Below are 23,953 nucleotides of genomic sequence, written 5' to 3'. Positions count from 1 at the left end.
CCTGCCCGGCGCGAGACGCGCAGCGCCGGGTGGGCTTCAGAGCGCGGGGGGTGCGAGGCAGCGGGGGGTTCATCAGAGTATGGGGGCACAAGGTGGCAGGTGGGTGCCAGAGTGCGGGGAGCACACCCGGCTGAGATTTCTGTTGGGAATTTTGTTTTTTTAAGCTAAATTTACAGTCAAAATTCATGAGAAAGGCAGGCCATCCCATGCCCCAAATCCCCCAGCAGCAATTGAATATCGAACTGGGCGAAAAGGAAGCTGAAGGCATCTATTCCAATCTCGCCGTCATCTCCCATTCGCCTGCAGAATTCGTCATCGACTTTACCCGCATGGTGCCGGGTCTCCCGAAAACCCGGGTCTATGCGCGGATCATCATGACGCCGCAGCATGCCAAATCCCTGCTCAACGCTCTCAAGGACAACATCGGCAAATATGAGGCCCAGTTCGGCGAGATCAAGATCTATTCTGAACCGTCCAGGGAGAACGTCCCGATGGGATTCCATGCTGAAACCGAAGAAAACGCTCCGGATCAGACGGTCGCCCGCTGATGCTGCGGCTCTGCCGGCATATGGCCCTGGTGCTGATGATCGCGGCGGCAGTCGCTTGCGCTGCGTCACCGCCTTTCCGGGGCTCCCTCTCCCTGCAATCAGGCGTCTGGAAACCGAGCGCCCTCGATCTGGAGCCGAGCAAACCTCTCCAGCCGGTCTCCGGTTCCGGATGGAGCTGGGGAGGATCGGTTTGCAGCCCCGAGGTGGGCGGCTTCGCCCTGCGGTTCAGCGGCTGGCATTGGCAGCAGGAGATTACCTTGATGGACAAGGCCGACCGTGTCGAATTGCGGCATCTCGCTCTGGATCTCAAATACCAGCTCCTCGAGCCGGCGGCCATCGGCCCCTATGTCTCCTACGGCGCCGCCGCGGTCTTTGGCCGGGAAACCACCCGCCTGCCGACCCCCAGCGACCCGGAGTGGTCTTACCGCGGCTATACCCTGAATATCGGCGCCGGCATCGATCTACGCCTGCTGCGACGATGGGGTTGGGCCGCCGAATATCAGTACCTCTATACCAATTTCGATAAGAACCTGGGCCTGACCAGCCGCTACAGCGGACCCATGCTGACCTTCAAGCTCCTCTATCTCTTCTAGGCGGCCCGCCTCTGTTTCGCTGCTTCTGTTCAATCCTGATTCAAGAGTGTCTACGCCTGAAACAAAACCGGCCCTGATGGGAGGCTCCCTTCCAATGACCCGGTCGTTTCCATCCTGCCGAAATGAGACTCTTCGTTCTTCACGCTGTTATTCAATGAGTTAGGCCTCGCCAAAACAGAAGAAATAGTGTAGCTTCCGCCAAAATTTCCGCGCTTTTTCGCCTGATGGGTACAAAATTTGCGGGCAACCCCGTGTCCCCCACTCTGTGCCGGGGGCAGGAAAAAGTCTGTGCAAGTGATGACATGCCCGAATCCACGGGCAGCCTGTATGGGAGGATGTGCTTTGTTCTCGTTCAATAGTTGGCGGCTTCGCAGCTGGCTGGTGGGGCTGGGCATCATGGTGGCGGGCTGGGCGCCCGGACTAACCGCGCAATGGAAAATTATGCCCATCGGCGACTCGATCACCAAGGGCACCGGCAGCACCAGCCAGGCGGGCTTCCGCCCCTATCTCTATGACAAGCTGAATGGGGTGAATTTTACCTTCGTCGGCCCCGACGGCGCCTCTCCCTACAATGGCCATTTCACCGCCGGCGCCAAGATCGAAGAGTTCTACACCGGCGGCTTCGGCACCGGCAGCCGCGACATTGCCTCCTCCATGAATACCTACCAGCCCGATATCATTCTCATTCATCTCGGCACCAACAACATGAACAATGATGCCGCCGCTCCTTATTCGGAGAACTCGGGCATCACCCTGCGACAGACCTCCTCCGGAAAACTTGCCGAGTTGCTTGCCTATGCCTCACAGTGGGCCAATGGCACCAGAGGAGACTTTCTCAAACGCATCATCGTCTGCAAGATCATCCCGCGCCTCGTCAACGGCTCGCTTGATGCCAAGGTGCCCGAATTTAACGCCGAGATCGAGCGCATGTTTTTCGAGAATGCGCCTGGCCTTCTCGTCAGCAAGATCACCATCGTCGACATGAACAGCACCGTCCTGATCTCCGATCTTGGCGACGGCGTGCATCCCAACGACGCCGGCTATAACAAAATGGCCACTGAATTCAACCGGGTCCTGCGCGGCGTCATCGCCGGCGACGCCTCGGCGCCTGCGGCCAATTCCTGGCTTGGGGCCAATCCCCTCGATGGCAATACCGCCGGACTGACCTGGCAGTCGGTCGGCGACGACGGCAACAATGGCCAGGCCAACCTCTACGAAATGCGCTACGCCACCTTTCAGCTCACCACCGCCAATTTCAACCAGGGCATCCTCGTCTCCCTGCCGAAACCGAAAACCTCCGGCAACATCGAGTCGGCCAGTGTCTCGGGTCTGGTGCCCGGGATCAGCTACTTCTTTGGCATCCGCACCTATGACGAAATGAACAACCGGGGTCCCCTCTCCTTCTCACCGCCGGTGGATATGGCCGATACCGCCAACACCGAGTATTGCGACGATTTCACCGACCCGCTCGCCGCAAATTGGAGTCTCCATTCCGCGTATCGCATCGATGTGACGCGTGGTGAACTCGTCAATAGCAGCACCACGACCGGCTGGAATTATCTCGCCACCTACAAAGCTGCGCGGTATACCAGCGGCGTGCGCGGCGTCCGCGCCGCCATGCAGTGGTCCGACATCGCCGACGGCAACGGCATCAACGCCAGCGGCATCGCGATGATGCTCAACGCTCCAACCGCGCAGGCGAGCGGCTACCTGGTCCGCGTCCGCAATCGCACCGCCTATCTGACCGAGATCGTCAACGGCACCGTCGCCACCACCAACCTCTCCTCAGCGGCCTTCCCCACAACGGCGGCCGATCCCAAGCCTGGGGATGTGCTCGAAATCAAATACAATCCGAGCACCGCGACGGGCCATGCCTTTGACATCTACCTCAACAACGTCTATCTGAACGAGGTTTTCGATAAATCGAAGCGCCAGGGCAATGCCTCCCAGCTCTATTCCGGCATCGTCCTCTACGGCGGCCAGAACAACAGCATCGACAATTTCTGCCTCCAAGTACCGCCCCTGGCAGCCGATGCCATGTATATCGCCGCCGGCGACAACAAACATGGCACCGTTACCCGACGCCTCGCCGAACCCCTCGCCGTGCGCGTAGTCGACGCCAACAAGGTTCCGGTCAGCGATGTCCAGGTCCAGTTCAGCGTCGTCTCCGGCCAGGCCACCCTGAGCACCGACTCGCTGGATGTCAATTTCAACGGCAACATCTGGATTGAGGCGGAAACCGGCGACCTGCGCGCCCCCTATGTCAGCGGCAGAAGTCCTGATGCTTCAGGCAACGAATATATCTATGTCCCCTATGCTGCCGGTAACAGCAACGTCGGCCTGGCCGTGTACCAGATCTATATCCCCAAGGCCGGCACCTACCGGCTCTACCTGCGCGGCTATGGCCCCGATGCCAATCAGAACTCGTGCTACTATACCTTCGGCGGCGACACCATCCAGGTCAACTATACCAATTACAAGAGTTGGGAGTGGGTCCTGGCCACCAAATCGGCGGCTCTCCCGAAGGGATTCGTCCAGCTGACCCTCAAGAACCGCGAGGCCGGCCTGCAACTGGATAAGCTGCTGCTGACCAGCAACGCCAGTTATGTCCCCGCCGGAACCGGCCAGACCACCCAGCGTTTCTCCAACATCACCGATGCTTCGGGATCGGCCTACACCTTCGTCTCTTTCAGCTCCACCGCCGGGCCGGTGGTGATCAAGGCCTCCGCCCCCGCCGTGCCCAACAATTCAGAGCTCAATTTCACGCTCTATGCCGACGCCCTCGATCCCCTGGCGCTGCAGTATGCTTCGGAGACCGTGCTGACCGGCGCCGCCGGGCAGACGCTCAGCAAGGCCTTTGCGGTTCTCCTCCAGGACCAGTACAATAACTATTGTGTCGGTGTGCCGGTCCAGTTCACTGTGACAGCAGGCGACGGCAGTTTTTCGCGTCAGGACAGCATCCGCGTCTCATCGAACAGCGCCGGCATTGCCAGCGCCGTCTTCACCCTTGGATATACGGGCGCCACCAACATCATCACCGCCTCCCTGCCCGAACAGCCCGGCGTCGCGCCGTTGACCTTCCAGGCGGTTGCCGGCGAAGGCATCCCGGTTTCCATCAGTGCCCTATCCGGTGACGCCCAGGTGGATACGGTGCAGCAGACCTTGGCCAAGCCTCTGGTGGTGCAGGTGCTCGACGAAAAGAGCCGGCCTGTTCTCCACTATCCGGTCCGCTACGAAATCATCCGCAACAACGGCCGTCTCAACAACACCGCCGCCACGGTGATCGATTCGACCGACAGCGACGGCAAGGCCAGCGTCACCTGGACGCTGGGCGATTCCGCCGGGACGAACAACAACGTCGTTCGCGTCAACGTCCCGCTCACCGGGGCCCCGATCTATTTCACCGCCTCAGCCCTGCCAGAGGCGCCGACGATCATGACCATCCTCTCGGGCGATAACCAGAGCGGCTACGCCGGCGAGGAACTGCCGCAGCCCTTGGTGGTTCGGGTCAGCGACCGTCTCGGCAATGGCCGGGAGGGTCAACCGGTGACCTTTGCCGTGGTGACCGGCAGCGGCACCTTCGCTGGCGCCGCCACGGCGACGGTTACCACCGATGCTCAGGGCCAGGCTGAGGTGCGTTTCCTCGCCTCCGGCAAGACCGGCCTGCATCAGATCAAGGCGGAGGCCGACGCGCGGCTGGGTATTGGCGCCAAAGTCTTCGCCAATCTCACCATACTGCCGCCCCGCGCGACCGCCCTCAGCGCGGTCTCAGGGATGGGCCAGGAGGGGCTGATTCTCACCGCCCTGGCGAATCCTTTCAAAGTCAAGGTTACCAATCCCTTCGGCGCCGCGGTGCCTAACGTCCCAGTCCGGTTTAAGGTCCTGAGCGGCGGCGGTGCCTTTAACGCCCGTGATTCGGTCGAGGTAAAGAGCGGCCCTGCCGGCGAAGCGGAAGCCTTGCTCACGCTCGGTACGCTGGCAGGCATCGAACGTCAGAAGGTCCGTGTCTCGCTGCCGGGCTATGCGATTGCCGCGCTGGAATTCGCAGCCACGGCGCTTCCCGGTCCAGCGGAAACGATCGAACCGGTATCGGACATCGCCTTCAGCGAAAAGGCGGAGATGATCGTCCCGCTCACCGTGGTCGTAAAGGATGCGTACGGCAACGCGCGTTCCGGTCACCTCGTCGCCTTCACGGTGACCGATGCCGGCAACGGCGCCTTCACTTCCGGGAGCCGCTATGTCGAGGTGACCACCAACGGCGGCGGTCAGGCCACAGTGCAATACAAGATGGGAACCAATTCCGCGGTCACCAATCTCATCGCCGTCACGTCGGCCAAAGTGAACAGTTCTGTGCAGCTCACCGGTTCGCCGATCCTATTCACCGGCAAGGTGATATCCGGGGCGCCGCGGTATCTCGCCGCGATCACGCCGGCCGCCGGCATGGCGGCAAAAATCAACAGCACCCTGCCGCAGCCCCTGACCGTAGAGGTCCGCGACCTCCACGGCAATCCCTCACCCCAGAGCGTCATCGTCAATTTCAAGGTCATCTCGGGCGAGGGCAAATTCGCCGATGCCAGCGAGCTGGATCAAAACAGCGATGCCAATGGCCGGGCTTCCGCCTGGCTCCGCGTCGGCCCCACGGCCGGCGTGAATAATGTCGTAGTCCGCGTCACCGTCAGCGGACATGTCGAGATCCTACCGCTCGATTTCACGGCCACTACATTGGCCGGCGACGCCGATCAGCTTCTTTACGGCGGCGATCGAAGCTGGAGCGGCCGGGTTCAGGCCAACTACACCGCTTATGCGGTGGTCAAGGATGTGGCGGGCAACCTGATCGAAGCTCATCCGGTGCTCTTCCGGGTCACCCGCGGCGGAGGCACGGTCAGCAGTGCCGCAGCGACAACGGCGCGCGATACCATGACCGTTTATACCAACAACCGCGGCGTCGCCGCCGCTTTCTGGACGGTGGGCAGCAAGCCCGATTCCAATACCCTGGTTGCCACCGCAGCCTTTCAGCGCAGCCCCCTGCGGGGATCACCGCTGACCTTCACCGCCACCGCAGCGGCCCAGGATCCGGTGACCTTGCAGCGCGTCTCCGCAGCGACCGACACCGGGGTGGTTCACCAGCCTCTGGCGCGTCCCATCAAGGTCCGGATCGTCGACCGGCTCGGCAATCCCGTCCCGGGCCAGCCCGTCCTTTTCAGCGTCAAATATCCTACTACCGTCGGGCAGCAGGGTAAACTTTTCACCTCCAGCCTAGCCGACACCGCATTGAGCCAGACGGTCAATACCGACGCAAACGGTTACGCTGCAGTCCATTATCTCCTCAGCCCGCTGCGCGGCTCGAACCACGTGCGCGCGGAGGCCCGATTCAACGGCGCAGCCCTCGTTGGTTCGCCGGTCGATATCCTCATCGAAGGGCTGGCTAGTCCGGCCAAGAGCCTCGTGCTGCTCAACGGCACCTCCATCACCGGTCCGGCCGGCGGCAGCGTCGTGATCAAGGTACGGACGCTCAACACCGAAGGCAAGCCGGTCGGAGGCCATCCGGTCCAGTTCTCTGTCAGTGACAGCTACAGCGCCATCGGCGCAGCAGGGATCAAATGGCTCACCCTGAACACCGACCCCATCAGCGGCGAGGCTGAAGCGAGCTGGATTCTCGGCGGCAAGACCGGTACCCAGATCAACAGTCTCAAGATCGACGCCGGCGGGCTGGCCAATTCGCCGCTCGTCGTTCTGGCGACTGTGACGCCGGGCGCGCCCTGGGCCCCGGCCTGCAAACTGACCGCCACGGATTCGGTCACCGCCGACAACCTCTCCACCAGCCGGCTCACCGTCACCCTGAAAGACAGCTTCACCAACCCGGTCCCTGGCAAACAGCTCCTGTTCACCTCCGCTGATCTGGGATTGACCTTCGAGCAGCCGGGCCAGCTGACCAATGCCCTTGGCCAGGTAACCGGCACTGTCCGCTCCAGCCGCTCCGGCGCGAAGACGATCCTCGTCAAATTGAGCGACAGCGGGGTGACGGTCGCGTCTGCACAGCTCACATTTCTGGCGGGTCCTCCGAAGCAGTTGGCGGCCTTCTCGAGCAGCGCGATCACGGTCAATGCCGGCACCCTGGCGCATGATTCCCTCGCCGTCCTGGTGACCGACGCCCTGCAAAACCCGGTCGCCCACGTTCCGGTCACCTTCACGCTGACCTCCGGCAGCGGCTACCTTCTCGAATCCCGCCTCGCTACCCTGGTCACGAGCACGAACACGTCGGGTATCGCCCGCGCGCATCTTATCGCCGGCCAAAAAGTCGGGGAGGCCACGGTGGTGCAGGCCAGCAGCAGCCATCCCCAACTGGTGAACGCCAAGGTCAATTTTATCGCCACTGTAGTCAACGGCATCCCGGCTCGGGTCCACAAGATCGGCGGCGATGGCCAATCGGGCCAGGTGGGAAGCGAACTGCCCGTCCCCTTGCAGGTGCAGGTGCTCGACAGCAAGAACGATCCGGTCGCGAACGTCGCCATTCGTTTCTCGGCACAGGACTCCGGTGCCGCCATCACTTCCGTCAATCCGGTGCTGACCGATTATCTAGGTCAAGCGAGCGCGCGTTACAAACTCGGTTATCGTGCGGGAGAACCGCCGCAACTCATCAGCGCCCAGATTACCGGCACGACACTCTCGGCCAGTTTCATCGCTTATGGCAGCGGCGAGGGGGCGAAAAAGATCGAGCTCTATGCGGGCAACAACCAGGAGGGCGTCGCCGGCAAAACGGCTCCGGAACCGATGCAGGCGCGCGTCACCGATTCCTACGGCAATGGCGTCGCCAGGGTTCTGGTCCTTTTCCGCCGTGCTGATCCCTCCGGCGGCGGCCAGACCCTGATCGACTCGATGCGGACCGACCTCAACGGCATCGTCCGCCTGCAGCCGGTCTTGCCGACCTTGACCGGCGAGTACGTTTACATCGCCACCGCGCCGCAACTGCCAGCCCAATCCGCCGCCTTTTACATCACCGTTGGTCCGGATGCCGCTTACCGGCTCGACAAATATGCAGGCGATTACCAATCGATGACCGCCGGCCGTGAGCTGAACTACCCCGCGGTTGTCCAGGTGACCGATCAATACGGCAACCGTGTGCCGGGCACCACGGTGCAGTTCGTGGCCAGCGCCAGCAGCGGTCAGGTCCTGACCCCCGCCGTCATCACCGACGGGAAGGGTCTGGCGGCCTGCCGCTGGATCCTGGCGGCCAAGCCTAAAACCGACACCCTGCGGGCCTTCAGGCTTGGGCTGCACAATAGCCCCCTGCAGTTCACCGCGCTGGGCGTGCTCAACAGCTTCCCCAACTTTATCAATCTCCCGGCCCAGCCCGTGCGTATCGAGTACAACAAATCCTTCGCGCTCACCCTGTGGGCCGAAGACGGGGACGGCGACCGTCTGCATTTCACAGCCCAGCTCGCTCCCGCGGTAGCCAATGCCAGCCTGGATACCACTCTGGGCGCGGTGTTCACCTGGAAACCGACCGTGCGCCAAAAGGGCAGCTATCAGCTCAACCTGCGGGTTCATGACGGCCGCGGCGGCTTCGATGTCGACTCGCTTCTGGTCAGTGTGATCGGGGATTCGGCGCCGGTCTTCACCTCCCTCTATCCCGCCGGCGACCCGCCACCGCTCGCCGAGGGCGCGACCCAGATTTTCACCTGTGCAGCGAGCGATTACGATGGCGACCCCATAACCTTCACCTGGTATGTCGACGGCACGGCCAAAGCCAGCGGTCCGCGCTTCGAACTGAGCGCCAGCCGATACGGCAAGGGCCCCCACCAGGTCTATGTCATCGCCTCCGACGGATTCAAGGAGACCCGCTCGCGAACGTGGGACATCAGGACCTCGGTCGAGCTGAATGCTTTTTCAGCAGCTGCTGAATCCTACCAGGGAGTGATTATAAGCTGGCGTACGACCCGGGAGACCGATAACCTCGGATTTGATGTATTGCGAAGCACGGTGGAACGCGGGGGGTATATCAAAATCACATCCAGACTGCTCCCGAGCCGGGAGGATGGCGCTTACACTTTCCGGGACAGCAGCGCCGTGGCTGGTACGCGGTATTTTTACATGCTTGAGGACCTCAGCCGCGGCGGAACGCGTATGCAGCACGGCCCGGTGGCCGTGACGCTGCAGTTGCCCGATCGCTACAGTCTGGAGCAGAACTTCCCTAATCCCTTCAATCCAGCGACCGCGGTGCGGTTCCAGCTGCCACGGGCGGACCGGGTGCAGCTGGTGATTGTCAACACCCTGGGGCAGCAGATCCGGACGTTGGTGGCGGGCCGGATCGAGGCGGGATACCATGCGGTCATCTGGGATGGCCGCGATGATAGGGGTGAGCGGGTGGCCTCCGGGATTTACTATTGCCGGCTGGTTACCGCGGGCTTTCAGGCTGTCAAAAAGATGCTCCTGATCAAATAGGCTGCACAGGCGCCGGGGCCGATGGTCCCGGCGGCCGAACTTTCTCGTACCCACCTGCCTGCCCGCAGGCCCATACTCTGTCGCCGCCCCGGTTACTCCCGCGCCCACCCGCTGTACTCTCGCGCCCATCCGGCGGTCGTACCCTCTTGTGCGACGTGGTCAAAGGCCGGCGGGCGGCATCCGGTCTCCGCGGTACTTTTCCCTCTCCCCATGATATTTTTTCTTGACAAAAAACCAACAGTTGCCTATTTTAAGCGTGGCCAACTTCCGCAAACCGCCGTCTGCCGCCATGCAGACAGGCCGCCTTACCTCGCCGCGAAAGGATAACCTATGAACCTCACCGGGCTGGACTGGGGTATAGTCGCCGTCGTTGTTGCCTTCATCTTCGCCAGCGTTTATACTAGCCGGACCTTCATGCGCAGCGTCGCCGACTATCTCTCCGCGGGGCGCACCGCCGGACGGTACCTCATCAGTGTCTCCCAGAGCATCGCTGCCCTCGGCGCGATCACCGTCATCGCCAATTTTGAGATGAACTATCAGGCCGGCTTCCCCATGACCTGGTGGGGTTTCACTATGGGTGTCGTGATCCTTTTCATCACCGTATCGGGCTGGGTGGTCTACCGCTTCCGCGAAACCCGCGCCATGACCATGGCCCAGTTCTTCGAGATGCGGTACTCGAAGAATTTCCGCATCTTCTCGGGCGCCCTCGGCGTTGCCGCCGGTATCATCAACTTTGGCATTTTCCCGGCGGTGGAGGCGCGTTTTTTCATCTATTTCTGCGGATTGCCCGATACCTTCTCTCTCTTCGGCCTGCACCTTTCCACTTTCGCTTGTACGGTCTTTCTGCTGCTGGCGATTTCTCTCTATTTTGTCTTCGCCGGCGGGCAGGTGGCGATCATCATCTCCGATTTTATCCAGGGCGCCTTCGTCAACATCACTTTCGTGCTGATCATCCTCTATTTTTTCTCCCTTTTTTCCTTCGACCAGATTTTTGCCGGCCTGCAAAACGCCCCGGCGGATGCCTCGCTGCTCAACCCCTACAAGACCAGTCAGGCCAAGGATTTTAATTTCTGGTATTTTCTCATCGGTGTCTTCGGCGCCATTTACAGCGTTCTCTCCTGGCAAGGCACCCAGGGCTTCAACAGCTCGGCCCGGAACGCCCACGAGGCCAAGATGGCTGGTGTTCTCTCCAACTGGCGCGGTATTCCCCAGGTGATCTTTCTGCTCTTCATCCCGGTGGCCGCCTACACTGTTATGCATCATCCCGATTTCTTCGCCCAGGCCGCGCACGTCCATAACGTGCTCGGCACGGTCAAGGATTCTGTCATCGAAAGCCAGCTCACCGTGCCCCTGGTTTTGACGCAGTTACTGCCCAAGGGATTGATGGGAGCGTTCGTCGCGGTGATGCTGATGGCCTCGATCAGCACCCTCGAGTCCTATATGCACTCCTGGGGCAGCATCTTCGTCCAGGATGTAGTGATGCCGCTGCGTCGCACGCCCTTGACCCCCAGGCAGCATATCAACATCCTGCGGCTCTCCATCGCCTGCGTCGCGCTCTTTGTCTTCGCATTCAGCAATATCTTCCGCCAAACCCAGTACATCCTGCTCTTCTTCGCAGTGACCGGCGCCATTTACGCCGGCGGTTCGGGCACGGTCATCATCGGCGGCCTTTACTGGAAACGCGGGACCACGGCGGCCGCCTGGGCGGCGATGATCACCGGCTCGGCGGTCGCCGTAAGCGGCACGGTCATCCCCTCGATCCTCAAGGCCTTTCCGTCTACTGGAGAGCGGATTCCCCTGCTCGCCACCCTGGGGGCGATCAACGGCCAGGTTTTCTGGTTCCTCGCCATGGCCAGCGCTATCCTCATCTATATCCTCGTCTCGCTCTTTGGGCCTAAGCGGGAATATGACATGGACCGGCTTCTCCACCGCGGCCCATATCTGGTCAAGGAAGACGCCATAGCAGCCGCCGCCGAACCGGTCCGGGGATGGAAGATGCTGGGCATGGGCAAGCTGTTCACCCGCGGCGACAAAATCATCTACATCGCCACCTATGTCTGGACCTTTATCTGGTTCGCCGCCTTTGTCATCGGCACGATTATGGCCCTGACCAGCCCGATCAGCGATCGCGGCTGGATGCGTTTCTGGTATCTCTACCTGATCGTCGGCGTCGTGATCTCGAGTGTGGTCGTGGTCTGGTTCACCGCCGGCGGCCTCCGCGACATGCGCCGCATGTTCACCGAACTGCACACCCGTGTCCGCGACCACAACGACGACGGCACGGTTCGTCACGACGCCGACGCCCGGTGAGAACCCGAGCACCCCAGGACTATCGCGCGGGCGGTTCCGGAACCGGGCTCTGGTCGACGTAGATGAGCTTATCGACCGGAAAGTTCAACGCCCGCGCCTTTTCCACCAGCTGAGTCAGCACCTCCCGGGGAAGCCGGGGCTCACGGGCCAGAATCCAAAGGTATTTTGTGCTGTTGCTGCAAACCAGCACCCGCGAATAGCCTTCATCAAGTTCGATAATGTTGTAACCGCCGTAAAAGGGCCCGAAAAAGGAGACCTTCAGCCGTCCGACGCTGCGGTCGCCGACGAATTTGGCCTTGCCCACCACCTCCTTCCACTTTTTCTTCTCATCCTGGTAGCCCCGGTTGACCACCCGCACGGTGCCGTTGTCATTGAGGGTATAGTTCGCCGTGATGCGGCTGAGCCCCCTCTCGAAGGAGTGATCCAGACGCGCGATTTCGTACCAGTTGCCAAGATAGCGGTCAAGGTCAAAATCCCTGACCGGAACAGCGCCCGGAGGCAAATTGCCGGCACAGCCAGCAAGTCCCGCCAGCAGGACCATACAGAATAATGGTTTCATGGTTTGAACTCCTTGTAATAGATATTAAAATAGGAGGTACGGTGGCAAAGGTGATAATAATATGGTAAAATAAATCCTCATTTCAAGGGCCATTTTTCCGGGCTCACCAGGTTGATGGGGTGATTGGAGTACGCAGTGCGAGGCTTCAGGTGCAAGTCGGATTTCGGGGGGCTCCTGTCCGGCTAAATCCTTGCACAAGTAATCAAAAAGTGTTACATTGCATCAGTTCATCCATCCAGCAAAGGAGATGTTTTATGCGGACAATCCCCGCCTCCCTGGCGCTTCTCATGATTTGTATGCTTGCGGCGCTGGCGTTTGCCCAGCAGGGCTTTCAGCGCACACCCGATTTTCTCCCGGTCTCGGTCTGGTACAGCGGCGGCATCGCCCGCGCGCCGATGCTCTCAGCCATCACCCCGGAATCGCGTGATCAATGGCGCCGCGATCTGACACAGATCAAATCTCTTGGTTTCAACGCCGTCCGTACCTGGGTCGAATGGGCGCATTGCGAGCCCCGGCCTGGGGAGTACCATTTTGAAAATCTCAATCTGCTCTGCGAGCTCGCGCGCGAGCAAGGCTTGCGCGTCATCTGCCAGTTGTATGTCGACTCCGCGCCCGATTGGGTCGTAAAACGATTCCCTGAGGGCCGTTTTGAGGCGCAGAGCGGCGACAAGGTTACGCCCCAAGCGGCGCCAGGATGCTGCACCGACCATCCCGGCGTCCAGGAGGCGGTCCTCAATTTTTATACCGCGACCGCCAAAACCGCCATGCAGCATCCCAACTTTTTCGGCTGGGATCTCTGGAGCGAGCCCCACATCATCAACTGGGCCTATATCAATTACGTCCCCAATGCCAGCTTTTGCTATTGCCCCTTCACGATGAGCGTTTTCCAGCAATGGCTGCTGAAAAAATATGGCAGCCTCGATGCGCTTAATCAAGCTTGGTATCGCAATTTCAGCGACTGGAGCGAGGTGAGCGCCCCGCGCTTCGGCACCATCCTCAGCTATACCGATTTTATCGACTGGAAAAATTTTATATATGAAAAATTGGCGCACGACTTGCGCCTGCGCTATGAAGCCATCCGCAAAGCCGACCCGGTTCATGTGATCACCTCCCATGCCGCGGTTCCCTCGATCTTTTACTCGCCCTATGTCGGTGCCGGGGCGACCGACGACTTTCTGATGGCGGAACAGATCGATTTCTACGGTACCTCGCTCTATCCCAAACACAATCATCCTAGCAGCCATTGGGAGCTGTGGAAGTATCAGGTGGCGGTTGACTTCTCGCGCAGCGCCAATAAGAAGAATGGCGGATTTTATGTCGGTGAGCTTCAGGCGGGCAAAGGCACCTATGGTCTTAATATCGGCAATCCAATCACCCCTGAGGATCACCGTATCTGGATGTGGTCGGCGCTGGCCAAGGGGGCCAAGGCGATTAATATCTATGCCTATTATCCCATGTCTTCAGGATACGAGTCGGGCGGCTACGGGCTGATCAACCTGGACGGCAGCGTCACCGAACGGGCGGCGGCGGCCGGCAAGACGGCCGGAATCGTCACTAGGAATATGAAGCTGTTCCTCGATTCCAAGCCGATTCCGGCGCAGGTTGCCATCGTCTATAATCCACTGGCGCAAATGGTCGGCGGCGAACAGCGCACCGTCACCGCCGACTTACACCAGCAGTCGCTGCTTGGCTGGTACCGTTTCTTCACCGAGCGCAACATCCCGGTTGATTTCATTCATCGCCGCGACCTTGAAAAGGGCGAAGTATCCGGGTACCGCTTGATCATCGTCCCCTATCCCTTGATGTTCACAGAAGCCGCGGCGGCCGGACTGAAAAAATTCATCGCGGAGGGGGGCTATGCCGTCAGCGAGGCACGGCTGGCGTGGAACGATGAACGGGGCTATGCGATGCCTGCCATCCCGGGGATGGGATTGGACCAGATCTTCGGCGTGCGGGAAAGTTCGGTGAGAATGGATGAGCGGCCCGCACTCTCGCCGGTGGCCCTAACCCATCCGTTGCTGCAGGGATTCACGGCGGCGGATACCCTCTTCGGCGCCAATTTCGCCGAATCGCTAACCCTACTGCCGCAAACCGTGAGCAAGGTGCTGGCCCGATTGGCCGATGGCACACCCGCTGTAACCGCGGCGGACTATGGCAAAGGCGGCGCCCTCTACATCGGCACCTTCCTGGGGATGGCCAATCATCTCCAGCCGGCCCGCGGCAACGAACGTCTGATGAAAAACCTGCTGCAATGGAGCGGAATCGAGCGCCCCTTCACCAGTTCGCATGACGGCAAGGCGGAGGCACCGGTGGAGGTCCGGCTGCGCCGCACATCGGCAGGATTCCTGCTGTTTCTCATCAACCACAGCGAGTCCGTACAGCAGGTTGGCGTCGATTTGACGGTGGCGAAATCGGGGGTCTATACATTACGGGATTTGGTGCACGAACAACACCGGAACGCGACAGCGCATGGCAAACAGTTGAGCCTGCTGCAGGAGATCGCCGCACGCGATGTACAGGTCTGGCAGATCGAATAGTACAAGGTCGGTCCAGGCAAACGGGAGGCCGGCCAACCGCCTAGTTTTCGCCGAATAGCTGCAACCATTCGTCGAGATCCAGATCATTGCTGCCGCCATGCTTTTCCTGCAGATCGGCATCACGACCTTGTTCGAGTTTATGCCGCCATTGCTCGCTGGAGAGCAGCTGGGCGCCGCAGGACTGGACGAACCGTGCCAGCGGCTGGTCGGAGGTGACGACCAGCGTATTCCGCGGCTGCTTTTCCGCCTGGACCAGGCGTTTGATCAGCGCATCCGCATTCTCGGGCGGCCGGGAGTAGATAACCCTGATCTTTCCGCTCTGAATTCGCGCCGGTGGCCCCGCGTCGTTCTGGCCATCAAAGACCAGCATGACGCGCACCGTGCGCGCAGCGGCATACACCGCATGTTTGCGGATCACCTCCTCGCGCGCGCGCTCCAGTTCGCTCGCACCCAGCAATCCTTTCTTCCGGCCGCGCAGCAAGAAATTGTAGCCGTCCACAATGATCTGCATGCCCTGTCCTCTCTTCCTGGTTTCCGTGCACCCCGCCCCGTCTGGGACTGGAAGGTTAGCCCGCGCCTTCCAGCGATGTGGGCACCGGCGTCTTGCGCACCAGCCAGCCAATATACACACCAGGCCCTAGAGAAATCAACAAAAAAACGCGAATTATGCTTTCGCGAATGCCTGAATTTCACTACATTACATGATTAGTATCCATTTCTGGAGGAGCTATTGCCATACCAGGGCGAAATCGCCGCGCTGACCGCGGTGGTGCTGTGGAGCAGCACCGCCATCCTCTTCGAAAGTATCGGCAAGCGCATCGGTCCCTTTTACACCAACCTGATGCGCCTGACATTGGCCTGTCTCTTTCTCGGCGTCACCCTGTACCTTCAGGAGGGCTATTTCTTTCCGGTGGCTGCAAGCCGGAATCAAAAGTTCTGGCTTGGACTGAGCGGGGTGGTTGGATTGGCGCTCGGCGATGCCGCATTCTTCACTTGTCTGGTGATCCTCGGTTCGCGGCTGGCAACACTGCTCCTCTCGCTATCGCCGGTTTTCACTACAGTCTTCGCCTGGTTTTTCCTCGGCGAGCATCTCAGCCCCCTCGGCCTGGCCGGCATCGCCATCACCTTCATGGGCATCTTTTGGGTGGTCAATGAGGAGAATGAGGAACATCATCCACGAGTGAAATTCAAGGGGGTGGTTCTCGGGATCCTGGCGGCCATCGGCCAGGCCGCCGGAGTGATTTTGGCCAAGTACGGCTTCCGCACAGAGATCGGCGCGCTGGCGGCCACCATGTTACGCATGGTCCCCGCTGCTGGGGTAATGGGGATCGCGGCCATCATCCTCTACAACAAAGAGGCGGCCAGGATCTTGATCACCGACAAGAGGGCCCCGCTCTATATCCTCATCGCCTCCCTGCTTGGCCCCTATCTCGGAGTCTGGCTGGCAAACGTCGCCGTTAAGTACGCCGAGGCCGGTATCGCCGCGACATTGCTGGCGACTGTTCCGGTACTGCTCATCCCCCTTGTCTGGATCGTTCACGGACAGCGCCCCACCCTGCGTGCCGTCGCCGGCACCTTCATTGCCATGATGGGGGTGGCCCTGATCTTCCTGCGCTAATCGCACCTGCGGAGGTACAGCAGGGTAATGTCATCCTCGAAATGGACGGCGCTGGTGAACGCCCGAACGTCATCGACGATCGTTTGCAGACCGCTCCCCGCCTCTTCCCTGCCAAAGCGTCGCAGCAGGGACTCGAACCGCCCCGAATTCTGATAGAACACACCCTCGGGATCGGCTGCCTCCGTGATTCCGTCGGTATAGAGCAAGAGCCCATCGCCCGGCTGCAACGTAAAGATGCCGCTTGTATATCGGACCCCTTCCCGCAGGCAGCCCAGCGGCGGCCCTCCCTCCTGCGGCATCTCGATTTCCCCCGCCCTCCGGATCACTTTAGGCGGCAAATGCCCGGCATTCATATACTCCACCCTCCCCTCCATCGGATCCAGCAAAGCGACAAAGCAGGTGGTAAAGAGCATTGCGGTAGTAACATCATACATCAGCTGGTTCAGCCGTACCGCCATGGCCTCCAGCGGGATGGCGCTCTCCAGATAGGCATGGAGAGCGGCGTGCAGGCTGTTGACCAGCAGGGCCGAATAGATGCCCTTGCCTGCGACATCGGCGATAACCAGGGCAAAGCGGCCGCTGGTCAGGGGGATGATTTCAAAATAATCGCCGCCGACTTCCCTGGACGGGATGTTGAGCCCGCTGTTCTGATAACCGGGGATAACCGGCAGAATGGAAGGGAGAATCGTTCTTTGAATCGCGGAAGCCAGCTCCAGCTCGCGGGTCATGCGCTGCTTGTCCAGCATCTCACGAATATAGTATTTGTTCTCGATCGCCGCGCGGACCTGCTGGCTAATAAGATGGAGCAGCATTCTGTCCACCGTCTCGAATCGTGCCTGAGGATGATGATTTTCCTTGCCGATGACCATAAAGGTGTATTGATCGCCGAGGCACTCAAAGCCGGACTGGATGACATCACTGTTGATTTCAATCTCCTCCAAGCTGCCCTCCGGGAAGGCAACCTGCTCGAGCGTGCCGTCCCGCTTGCGGATGTGAACCAAGCCGCGGGAGGCGTCAGTCAGCGCAGTGGCGCGGCGCAGGGCCAGATCGATCAGGGATTCCGGCTGATCGATGCGGATGATATCAATACCGGTATCGATGAGCTCATGGAGCTGCAGGATCTTGTGCTGCAGACTGGCCGCTGTCTCCTGCAGTTTGATATCGCTGAGCCGCTGCTCGGTGACATCGCGGGCCGCCGCATAGAGGAGATCGCTGCCGGATTCAGGGAATACATTCCAGATCAGGTGCCGGTAATTCCCATGGATGCTGCGATAGCGGTTTTCGAAGGAGAGAGCAGGAACGCCCCGTAGCAATTTGCCGATCTCCTCAACGGTTCTGGTCTGGTCTTCCGGATGGACAAACTCCAGAAAAGGACGCGAGAGCAACTCCTCGCGCGACCAACCCAGGGTGCGGCTGAAAGCCGGATTGACCTCAATAAACACCGCCCTCCTGGCATCGGCGATGCAAAACAGGTCAAGAGAAAGTTCGAAGAATTTTCGTAAATGGTGGTCCATGATTACCGCCCATTGGCTGCGATTCGTTCAGGCCAGGAGATCCAACGCTTCGCGGACACTGTCCGCCTTAAAGGCATGACGATAGAGCCCCATGATGCTGAAGGTTTTCAGCAAGGCAGGCCGTGCGCGCACCAGCACCAGCCCCCCCTCCCGGCTCTTGAGCGTTTCCATGAGTTCCAGGAGCGAGGTGATGCCGAGGCTGTTGGCCGCCTGCACCTCCCCGACATCCAGAACGATCCTGCGGATCGCGTCATAGGCGGGATCACAGGCGGCCTTAAGGAGGGCTTCTCCGCCGGCACGATTGAGGTATCCCCCTGCAAAGAGGATGAGTGTTTGGCTGCAAAGCTGCGTTTTCACGGAGAAAGAGGACATGAGGGGGTCAATCACCGTCCTTAGGTCGGGAGTATGGTGCCCGGGTGTATGGATCATCTTCTGAATCCATCGTCCTCGTCCGGTTTCGGGCGGCCCGGGTGTGGCGCAAGCGCGCTTTATCTCTGAAGCCTGTAGCAGAGGGAATCCCGGACAGGAGGGATCCTTCACAAAAAGGTCCTATGTAATAGAACCCGGCGAGGGGTCGATAAATTTCTTCTTATAAACGAAATATTTCTTTTCTCGCATTTTGCTCCCATGGACCAGCCCGGAACCGCCGGTTGTTCTTTCGATTCCTGGCTTGCTTTTTTTAAATGCGATACTTATATTACGCCTTAATTACGCCGGCGCAGGTTTCCTTATAATCGGAGCAGAATCCATGACGCTCTCTCCTCTCGACATTGGCATTGTTATCGGCTACCTCATTTTGACCGTGCTTATCGGCTTCATCGTCTCAAAAAGAGCTTCCAAGGGTCTCAATTCCTATTTTCTTGCGGACAAGGGATTGCCGTACTGGATTCTGGGCGTCTCGGACGCTTCAGGCATGTTTGACATCACCGGGACGATGTGGCTGGTCTATGTCGTCTTCGTCTATGGCCTGAAATCGGTTTTCCTCCCCTGGCTTTGGCCGGTCTTCAATCAGGTCTTTTTGATGGTCTTCATGTCCAAGTGGATGCGCCGGTCGAATGTCATGACGGGCGCGGAGTGGATCGGCACGCGCTTCGGCGGCGGGCGCGGCGGGGTATTGGCGCACATCAGCGTGGTGGTCTTCGCTCTGGTCAGCGTCATCGGCTTTCTCGCCTATGGCTTCGCCGGCATCGGTAAATTCCTGGCCCAGTTTCTGCCCTGGGGTTTGCCGCCCAACTATTATGCCACCATCCTCATGCTCGTCACGGCCCTCTACGTCGTTGCCGGCGGCATGTATAGCGTGGTCATCACCGAGCTGCTCCAATTCTCGGTGCTGACCATCTCTTCGATCACGGTCGCAATTGTGGCCATGTCCAAGACCACCAACGCCGCCATCACCGCCGCCATCCCGGCCGGCTGGAAAAATCCCTTCTTCGGCTGGAATCTCAACCTGGACTGGTCCGGTTTGATCCAGTCGGTCAATACCAAGATTGCGGCGGACGGGTACTCCCTTTTCACTATTTTCTTCATGATGATGCTCTTCAAGGGCATTCTCGTCAGTCTGGCCGGCCCGGCGCCCAATTATGACATGCAGCGCATCCTCGCTACCCGCAGTCCCAAAGATGCCTCCAAGATGAACTTTTTCGTCTGCTGCTGCCTCTATTTCCCGCGCTATCTCCTGATCAGCGGCATTGTCGCACTCGGCCTGGTCTTTTTCAGCCCACAGATCGTCGGTATGGGCGCCAATATCGACTTTGAACGCATCCTGCCCTATGTGCTCAGCAACTTCCTTCCGACGGGGATCCTCGGGCTGGTGCTGGCGGGTCTCTTCGCCGCCTTCATGTCCAATTTCGCAGCCACGGTCAACGCCGCCCCGGCCTATGTCGTCAACGACATCTACAAGCGCTACATCAATCCCAATGCCAGCCATCGCAAACTTATTACGCTCAGCTACATCGTCTCGTTCGCCTTTGTCGCCACTGGCATCTTTTTCGGCTTTCATGCCGCCAATATCAACGAGGTGACCCAGTGGATCGTCTCCGCCCTCTGGGGCGGCTATACGGCCGCCAACATCCTTAAATGGTATTGGTGGCGTTTCAACGGCTACGGTTACTTCTGGGGCATGATCACCGGCATCACCAGCGCGCTGATCCTCTCCAAATTCCCGAGCTTGTTCCTCTGGCTCTATCCGCCCATCGTCGACAATCTGCACGCGCTCTACTCCTTCCCGGTCATTCTGGTACTTTCCAGCGTCGGCAGTATTCTCGGCGCCCTGCTCAGCAAGCCGGAGGAAGAAGAGATTCTAATCAAATTCTACAAGCAGGTCCGCCCCTGGGGCTTCTGGAAACCGATCCATGCCAGAGTCGTCGCCATGGATCCCTCGTTTGTATCCGATGCCAATTTCAAGCGCGATATGTTCAATGTCCTTATCGGCATCGTCTGGCAGACCAGCCTGGTGATCCTGCCGATCTTCATCGTCATCCGCGAGAAGGCGAGCATGCTCGAAACCCTGGGCGTGCTGATCGTCAGCTCTTTGATCCTGCACCGCACCTGGTGGAAAAACATCACGGATTAATAAAACACAACAAAAAAGCCCCTCCAATGGAGGGGCTTTTTTTATCTGGGCGGAGGAGATCTTTAGTATTCCGCCGGCATATTCTGCAACTGGCTGTAGGTGAAGACCGGGCCATCCTTGCAGACATAGAGCTTGCCGACGTTGCAGCGGCCGCACTTGCCGATGCCGCATTTCATGCGGTTTTCCAGGGTGGTATAGATATCGTCCGGCTGGAAGCCGAGCTTGAGCAGGACCGGAAAGGTGTACTTGATCATGATGGGCGGGCCGCAGACGATGGCGATGGTGTTCGCCGCCGCCGGGGCGATCTTTTCCAGTACCGTGGGCACAAAGCCGATCTCCCCCTTCCACTCCGGGGTTTCGCCGCCGGGATCGACGGTCGTCACCAGCTTGACATCCGGGCGGGCGGCCCACTCCTCCAGTTCGTGTTTATACACCAGATCCGCAACCGAGCGCGCGCCGTAAAGGATGGTGATATCCTTGAAGCGCTCGCGCCAATCCAGGGCGTTCCAGATGACGCAGCGCATCGGCGGCAGGGCGATGCCGCCGGCGATGAAGAGCAGGCTCTTGCCGCTCCACTCTTCGATGGGGAAAATATTGCCGTAGGGGCCGCGGAAGCCGATGATGTCACCCTCCTCGAGTCTGGAGAGTGCGGTGGTCACCCGCCCAGCCTTGCGAAAGGTGCATTCGATATAGCCGCTGCGGGTCGGCGAGGAGGCGATACAAAAGGTGGATTCGCCCTCGCCGAAAATGGAGTATTCACCAAATTGACCCGCCTTGAACCGGAAGGCCTTCCCCTCCTCCTCATTCTGGAAGAGCAGGCGGAAAGTCCGTACCTTGGGGGCCTCGTCGATGATCTTGTCGATCTTCATCAGGAAAGGTTTGTAATCGTTCTGTTCAGCCATGAGAAATGCTCCCAATAGTATCCCGGCTTATACGGCAGCGATGCAGGCCTGGGCCTGTTCGATCAGATTCATATCCGCGGGGCAGGCACGCAAACAGCGGCCACAGCCGACGCAACCCGGCACCTGCAGTTGCTCGGGCATGTAGCTAAATTTGTGCATCATGCGCTGGCGCCAGCGCTCGCTCTGCAAATGCCGCGGGTTGTGCCCCGAGGCGTGCAGAGTGAAGAGGGCCGAACCACACGAGTCCCAGCAGCGCAGCCGCGTCCCCTTCTTGTGCGAGCCTTCGTCCTGGATGTCAAAACAGGAGCAGACCGGGCAAACATAGGTGCAGGCGCCGCAGCCGATGCAGCGCAGCGAGGTCTCCTCCCAGAAGGGGCTATCGAAGGCCTTGCCGAGCTTGCCGCGCAGGACTTCCAGATCGAATTCACGCGGAACCTGGGCCAGATAGTCCTCCTTGTTCACCGCGGCGGCGGGGGCGAATAGCTCCGGTACCAAAGCCACCAGGGCCTCGCCTTTGGCGGTCAGCACCTCGGCCAGATAGGTCTCCCCCCCCAGCGGGGTCAACAGCAAATCACTGCCGCGGGTATCGCCGGGCGTCACGCCGACAGAGGTGCAGAAACAATCCGCATCGGCACGGGTGCAGCTCACCGTCACAAAGGTGGTCTTTTCCAGCCGTTTGCTGAACAACAGATCGGGCCTGTCCCCGGTAAATTGCCGCGTCAGATAGGTGACGGCAGCAGCGTCGCAGGGACGCAGGCCGAAGGCCACCGTTTCCGGGATGAGATCCACGTTGCGCTCGTCGATCTGTATCCCGTTTTCGTCCTGATGATAGCGTATCAGTTCCTCGACCGGCGGGAAAAGCACCGACTTGGCCGAGAGTGCGGTCTGGATATAGTCAAAGGAAATCTCCTCGACCGCAGTGGCGGGCTGGAAGTGGACCTGGTTCCCCTTGCGCTGCGGGGCGATGAGCCTGCGCTCAAGCTCCTGAATCCTGCGCAGCAGGGCAAGCAGCTGGGTGTGTTGGATAGTTCTGTTTTCCATGGCGATACCTTAGATGATGAACTGCTCTTTGTCTTCGGCGCGGAAGGAGGAGAGGGCATTTTCGGCCTTGGCCCTGACGCCGGCGCGGATCCCGAACTCCTGAAAAATCGACTCCTCCATCTTGATCGTCAGCAGATGGATGGGAATGTCGAGGGGACAGGCGCGGCCGCATGCCCCGCAGGAGACACAGCGTCCTGCCAGGTGCATGGCGCGCATCATATGCCATTCCCAGTTGCCAAGCTGGTGGGCGGGCACCGGAATCCACTGCGGCTGGTTGCACTCGACGGTACAGCGGCTGCAGTAGCACATCGGGCAGGCAGCGCGGCAGGCGTAGCATTTAAAACAGCGCGCTAGTTCTTCCTGCCAAAATTGCCAGCGTTCCTTGAGGCTCATCGCGTCGAGCTCCTGCAGCCGGGTGAGATCGGCCCCCTTGAGCGTCAGGTCGCGGGTGCTGACTGCGGCCTCCATCTCCTGAAGCGTAGTCATTTCGGTGAGTTCACCGTTGTTGACACCCAGTACGACGAGATCCCCATCCTGCACCTGGTTTTCCGAGGCCAATTGCAGCACGGAGCGGAGCACCGGCAGCGGGGCGACGATGGCCACCTTGCCCTTCTGGCGGACTTCCGGTTTGAAGAGATAGGTTGCCAGGTTCTGCTGGCAGGTATCATCCCATATCAGGTTTTCGGCCGCTTGCGACGTCTGCACGAAGAGGGCCCGGCTGCGCCCGTTGGAGCCCTGGCCGAAGCCAATGACTATCTGCACCGTCCCGCTTTCGAGCAGCTCGCGCGCCCTGGTTCTCAAGACATCCATTTCTCTTCTCTCTCCCTTTACATGATCCCGGCCGCTGCCATCTCGTGGTAGGCGGTATAAGGTCCCAGTTTGCGCACCTTGTCGACGGTGGTATTGACGACTTCAGCCCATTTGGCCCCTTCCGCGGCGGATACCCAGGAAAACTGGATGCGCGCCGTGTCGATCCCCATGAATTCAGCCAGCTCCATGAAGGCGATCCAGCGGCGGCGCGCATGAAAATTGCCTGAGGTGTAGTGGCAGTCGTTGGGATGGCATCCCGAGACGATCACGCCGTCGGCTCCCTGAGCGAAGGCCTTGAGCAGCAGCATAAAATCAATGCGGCCGGTGCAGGGGAAGCGGATGATGCGCACATTGGTGGCATACTTGATCCGGCTGGTGCCGGTGAGGTCCGCTCCGGCATAGGTGCACCAATTGCAGACAAAGGCAACGATTTTCGGTTCAAAGTCCATGATCTCTTCCATGGTTAGTCCGCCCGGAGTTCAGCCCGGGCTCCATTCCGGATTGCAG

At 59.9% G+C, this 23,953-nt stretch carries 15 protein-coding genes; 7 read left to right on the top strand and 8 right to left on the bottom strand.

Annotated features, from left to right (window positions below; translation table 11 throughout):
- The first annotated feature begins 206 nt into the window (after window positions 1–206).
- From PLH32_04580 to PLH32_04565, 4 genes are all read left to right on the top strand, one after another.
- On the top strand, window positions 207–548 hold the full coding sequence (locus PLH32_04580) for a DUF3467 domain-containing protein (GenBank protein HQJ63869.1): 342 nt from the start codon (window positions 207–209) through the stop codon (window positions 546–548).
- Window positions 548–1,141 carry a hypothetical protein gene (locus PLH32_04575; protein HQJ63868.1) on the top strand — a complete coding sequence of 198 codons (594 nt, stop codon included), beginning with the start codon at window positions 548–550 and terminating at the stop codon, window positions 1,139–1,141. Before PLH32_04580 ends, PLH32_04575 begins: the two co-directional genes overlap by 1 nt.
- 342 nt (window positions 1,142–1,483) lie before the next feature.
- Entirely contained in the window at window positions 1,484–9,583 is an 8,100-nt protein-coding gene (locus tag PLH32_04570) for an Ig-like domain-containing protein (protein HQJ63867.1), read from the top strand.
- 330 nt (window positions 9,584–9,913) lie between these two features.
- Window positions 9,914–11,893: a sodium:solute symporter gene (locus PLH32_04565; protein ID HQJ63866.1), complete on the top strand. Its 1,980-nt coding sequence runs from the start codon at window positions 9,914–9,916 to the stop codon at window positions 11,891–11,893.
- Window positions 11,894–11,912: 19 nt separating this feature from the next.
- On the opposite strand, the gene PLH32_04560 is transcribed toward PLH32_04565, so the two are convergent.
- Entirely contained in the window at window positions 11,913–12,452 is a 540-nt protein-coding gene (locus PLH32_04560) for a lipocalin family protein (GenBank protein HQJ63865.1), read from the bottom strand.
- A 254-nt stretch (window positions 12,453–12,706) separates the two neighbouring features.
- Between PLH32_04560 and PLH32_04555 the strand changes: the two genes are divergently transcribed.
- A complete protein-coding gene (locus PLH32_04555; GenBank protein HQJ63864.1) occupies window positions 12,707–14,989 on the top strand; it encodes a beta-galactosidase in 2,283 nt (760 codons plus the stop codon).
- A gap of 40 nt (window positions 14,990–15,029) precedes the next feature.
- On the opposite strand, the gene PLH32_04550 is transcribed toward PLH32_04555, so the two are convergent.
- Window positions 15,030–15,500 carry an NYN domain-containing protein gene (locus PLH32_04550; GenBank protein HQJ63863.1) on the bottom strand — a complete coding sequence of 157 codons (471 nt, stop codon included), beginning with the start codon at window positions 15,498–15,500 and terminating at the stop codon, window positions 15,030–15,032.
- Window positions 15,501–15,719: 219 nt separating this feature from the next.
- Between PLH32_04550 and PLH32_04545 the strand changes: the two genes are divergently transcribed.
- Entirely contained in the window at window positions 15,720–16,607 is an 888-nt protein-coding gene (locus PLH32_04545; protein ID HQJ63862.1) for a DMT family transporter, read from the top strand.
- On the opposite strand, the gene PLH32_04540 is transcribed toward PLH32_04545, so the two are convergent.
- Together PLH32_04540 and PLH32_04535 are read right to left on the bottom strand one after the other, a co-directional pair.
- On the bottom strand, window positions 16,604–18,121 hold the full coding sequence (locus PLH32_04540) for a SpoIIE family protein phosphatase (GenBank protein ID HQJ63861.1): 1,518 nt from the start codon (window positions 18,119–18,121) through the stop codon (window positions 16,604–16,606). The two genes, PLH32_04545 and PLH32_04540, sit on opposite strands and share 4 nt — an antisense overlap.
- Window positions 18,122–18,148: 27 nt before the next feature.
- Entirely contained in the window at window positions 18,149–18,493 is a 345-nt protein-coding gene (locus tag PLH32_04535; GenBank protein ID HQJ63860.1) for an STAS domain-containing protein, read from the bottom strand.
- 376 nt (window positions 18,494–18,869) lie between these two features.
- On the opposite strand from PLH32_04535, the gene PLH32_04530 reads away from it, so the two are divergent.
- A complete protein-coding gene (locus PLH32_04530; GenBank protein ID HQJ63859.1) occupies window positions 18,870–20,693 on the top strand; it encodes a Na+:solute symporter in 1,824 nt (607 codons plus the stop codon).
- A 62-nt stretch (window positions 20,694–20,755) separates the two neighbouring features.
- On the opposite strand, the gene PLH32_04525 is transcribed toward PLH32_04530, so the two are convergent.
- The 4 genes from PLH32_04525 to PLH32_04510 are packed head-to-tail and all read right to left on the bottom strand — an operon-like array spanning window position 20,756 to window position 23,907.
- Window positions 20,756–21,595 (bottom strand): FAD/NAD(P)-binding protein, encoded by an 840-nt coding sequence (locus tag PLH32_04525; protein ID HQJ63858.1) that lies wholly within the window; start codon window positions 21,593–21,595, stop codon window positions 20,756–20,758.
- 27 nt (window positions 21,596–21,622) lie between these two features.
- The gene (locus PLH32_04520; GenBank protein HQJ63857.1) at window positions 21,623–22,636 is read right to left on the bottom strand and encodes a 4Fe-4S dicluster domain-containing protein; all 1,014 of its coding nucleotides are present in this window, start codon (window positions 22,634–22,636) and stop codon (window positions 21,623–21,625) included.
- 9 nt (window positions 22,637–22,645) lie between these two features.
- Entirely contained in the window at window positions 22,646–23,446 is an 801-nt protein-coding gene (locus tag PLH32_04515; GenBank protein HQJ63856.1) for a 4Fe-4S dicluster domain-containing protein, read from the bottom strand.
- A gap of 17 nt (window positions 23,447–23,463) precedes the next feature.
- The gene (locus PLH32_04510; GenBank protein ID HQJ63855.1) at window positions 23,464–23,907 is read right to left on the bottom strand and encodes a hydrogenase iron-sulfur subunit; all 444 of its coding nucleotides are present in this window, start codon (window positions 23,905–23,907) and stop codon (window positions 23,464–23,466) included.
- Window positions 23,908–23,953: the final 46 nt, after the last annotated feature.

The sequence above is a fragment of the bacterium genome, from assembly GCA_035419245.1.
Lineage (GTDB): Bacteria > Zhuqueibacterota > Zhuqueibacteria > Residuimicrobiales > Residuimicrobiaceae > JAKPUX01.
Note: the sequence above shows the minus strand (reverse complement) of the source record. Positions and strands in the feature narration are given on the sequence as shown.

Excerpts from the sequence above, each read along its gene's own strand:
- PLH32_04580 (HQJ63869.1), top strand. The coding sequence starts at position 207 with ATGCCCCAAATCCCCCAGCAGCAATTGAATATCGAACTGGGCGAAAAG.
- PLH32_04575 (HQJ63868.1), top strand. The coding sequence starts at position 548 with ATGCTGCGGCTCTGCCGGCATATGGCCCTGGTGCTGATGATCGCGGCG.
- PLH32_04565 (HQJ63866.1), top strand. The coding sequence starts at position 9,914 with ATGAACCTCACCGGGCTGGACTGGGGTATAGTCGCCGTCGTTGTTGCC.
- PLH32_04560 (HQJ63865.1), bottom strand. The coding sequence starts at position 12,452 with ATGAAACCATTATTCTGTATGGTCCTGCTGGCGGGACTTGCTGGCTGT.
- PLH32_04555 (HQJ63864.1), top strand. The coding sequence starts at position 12,707 with ATGCGGACAATCCCCGCCTCCCTGGCGCTTCTCATGATTTGTATGCTT.
- PLH32_04550 (HQJ63863.1), bottom strand. The coding sequence starts at position 15,500 with ATGCAGATCATTGTGGACGGCTACAATTTCTTGCTGCGCGGCCGGAAG.
- PLH32_04540 (HQJ63861.1), bottom strand. The coding sequence starts at position 18,121 with ATGGACCACCATTTACGAAAATTCTTCGAACTTTCTCTTGACCTGTTT.
- PLH32_04535 (HQJ63860.1), bottom strand. The coding sequence starts at position 18,493 with ATGTCCTCTTTCTCCGTGAAAACGCAGCTTTGCAGCCAAACACTCATC.
- PLH32_04530 (HQJ63859.1), top strand. The coding sequence starts at position 18,870 with ATGACGCTCTCTCCTCTCGACATTGGCATTGTTATCGGCTACCTCATT.
- PLH32_04525 (HQJ63858.1), bottom strand. The coding sequence starts at position 21,595 with ATGGCTGAACAGAACGATTACAAACCTTTCCTGATGAAGATCGACAAG.
- PLH32_04520 (HQJ63857.1), bottom strand. The coding sequence starts at position 22,636 with ATGGAAAACAGAACTATCCAACACACCCAGCTGCTTGCCCTGCTGCGC.
- PLH32_04515 (HQJ63856.1), bottom strand. The coding sequence starts at position 23,446 with ATGGATGTCTTGAGAACCAGGGCGCGCGAGCTGCTCGAAAGCGGGACG.
- PLH32_04510 (HQJ63855.1), bottom strand. The coding sequence starts at position 23,907 with ATGGAAGAGATCATGGACTTTGAACCGAAAATCGTTGCCTTTGTCTGC.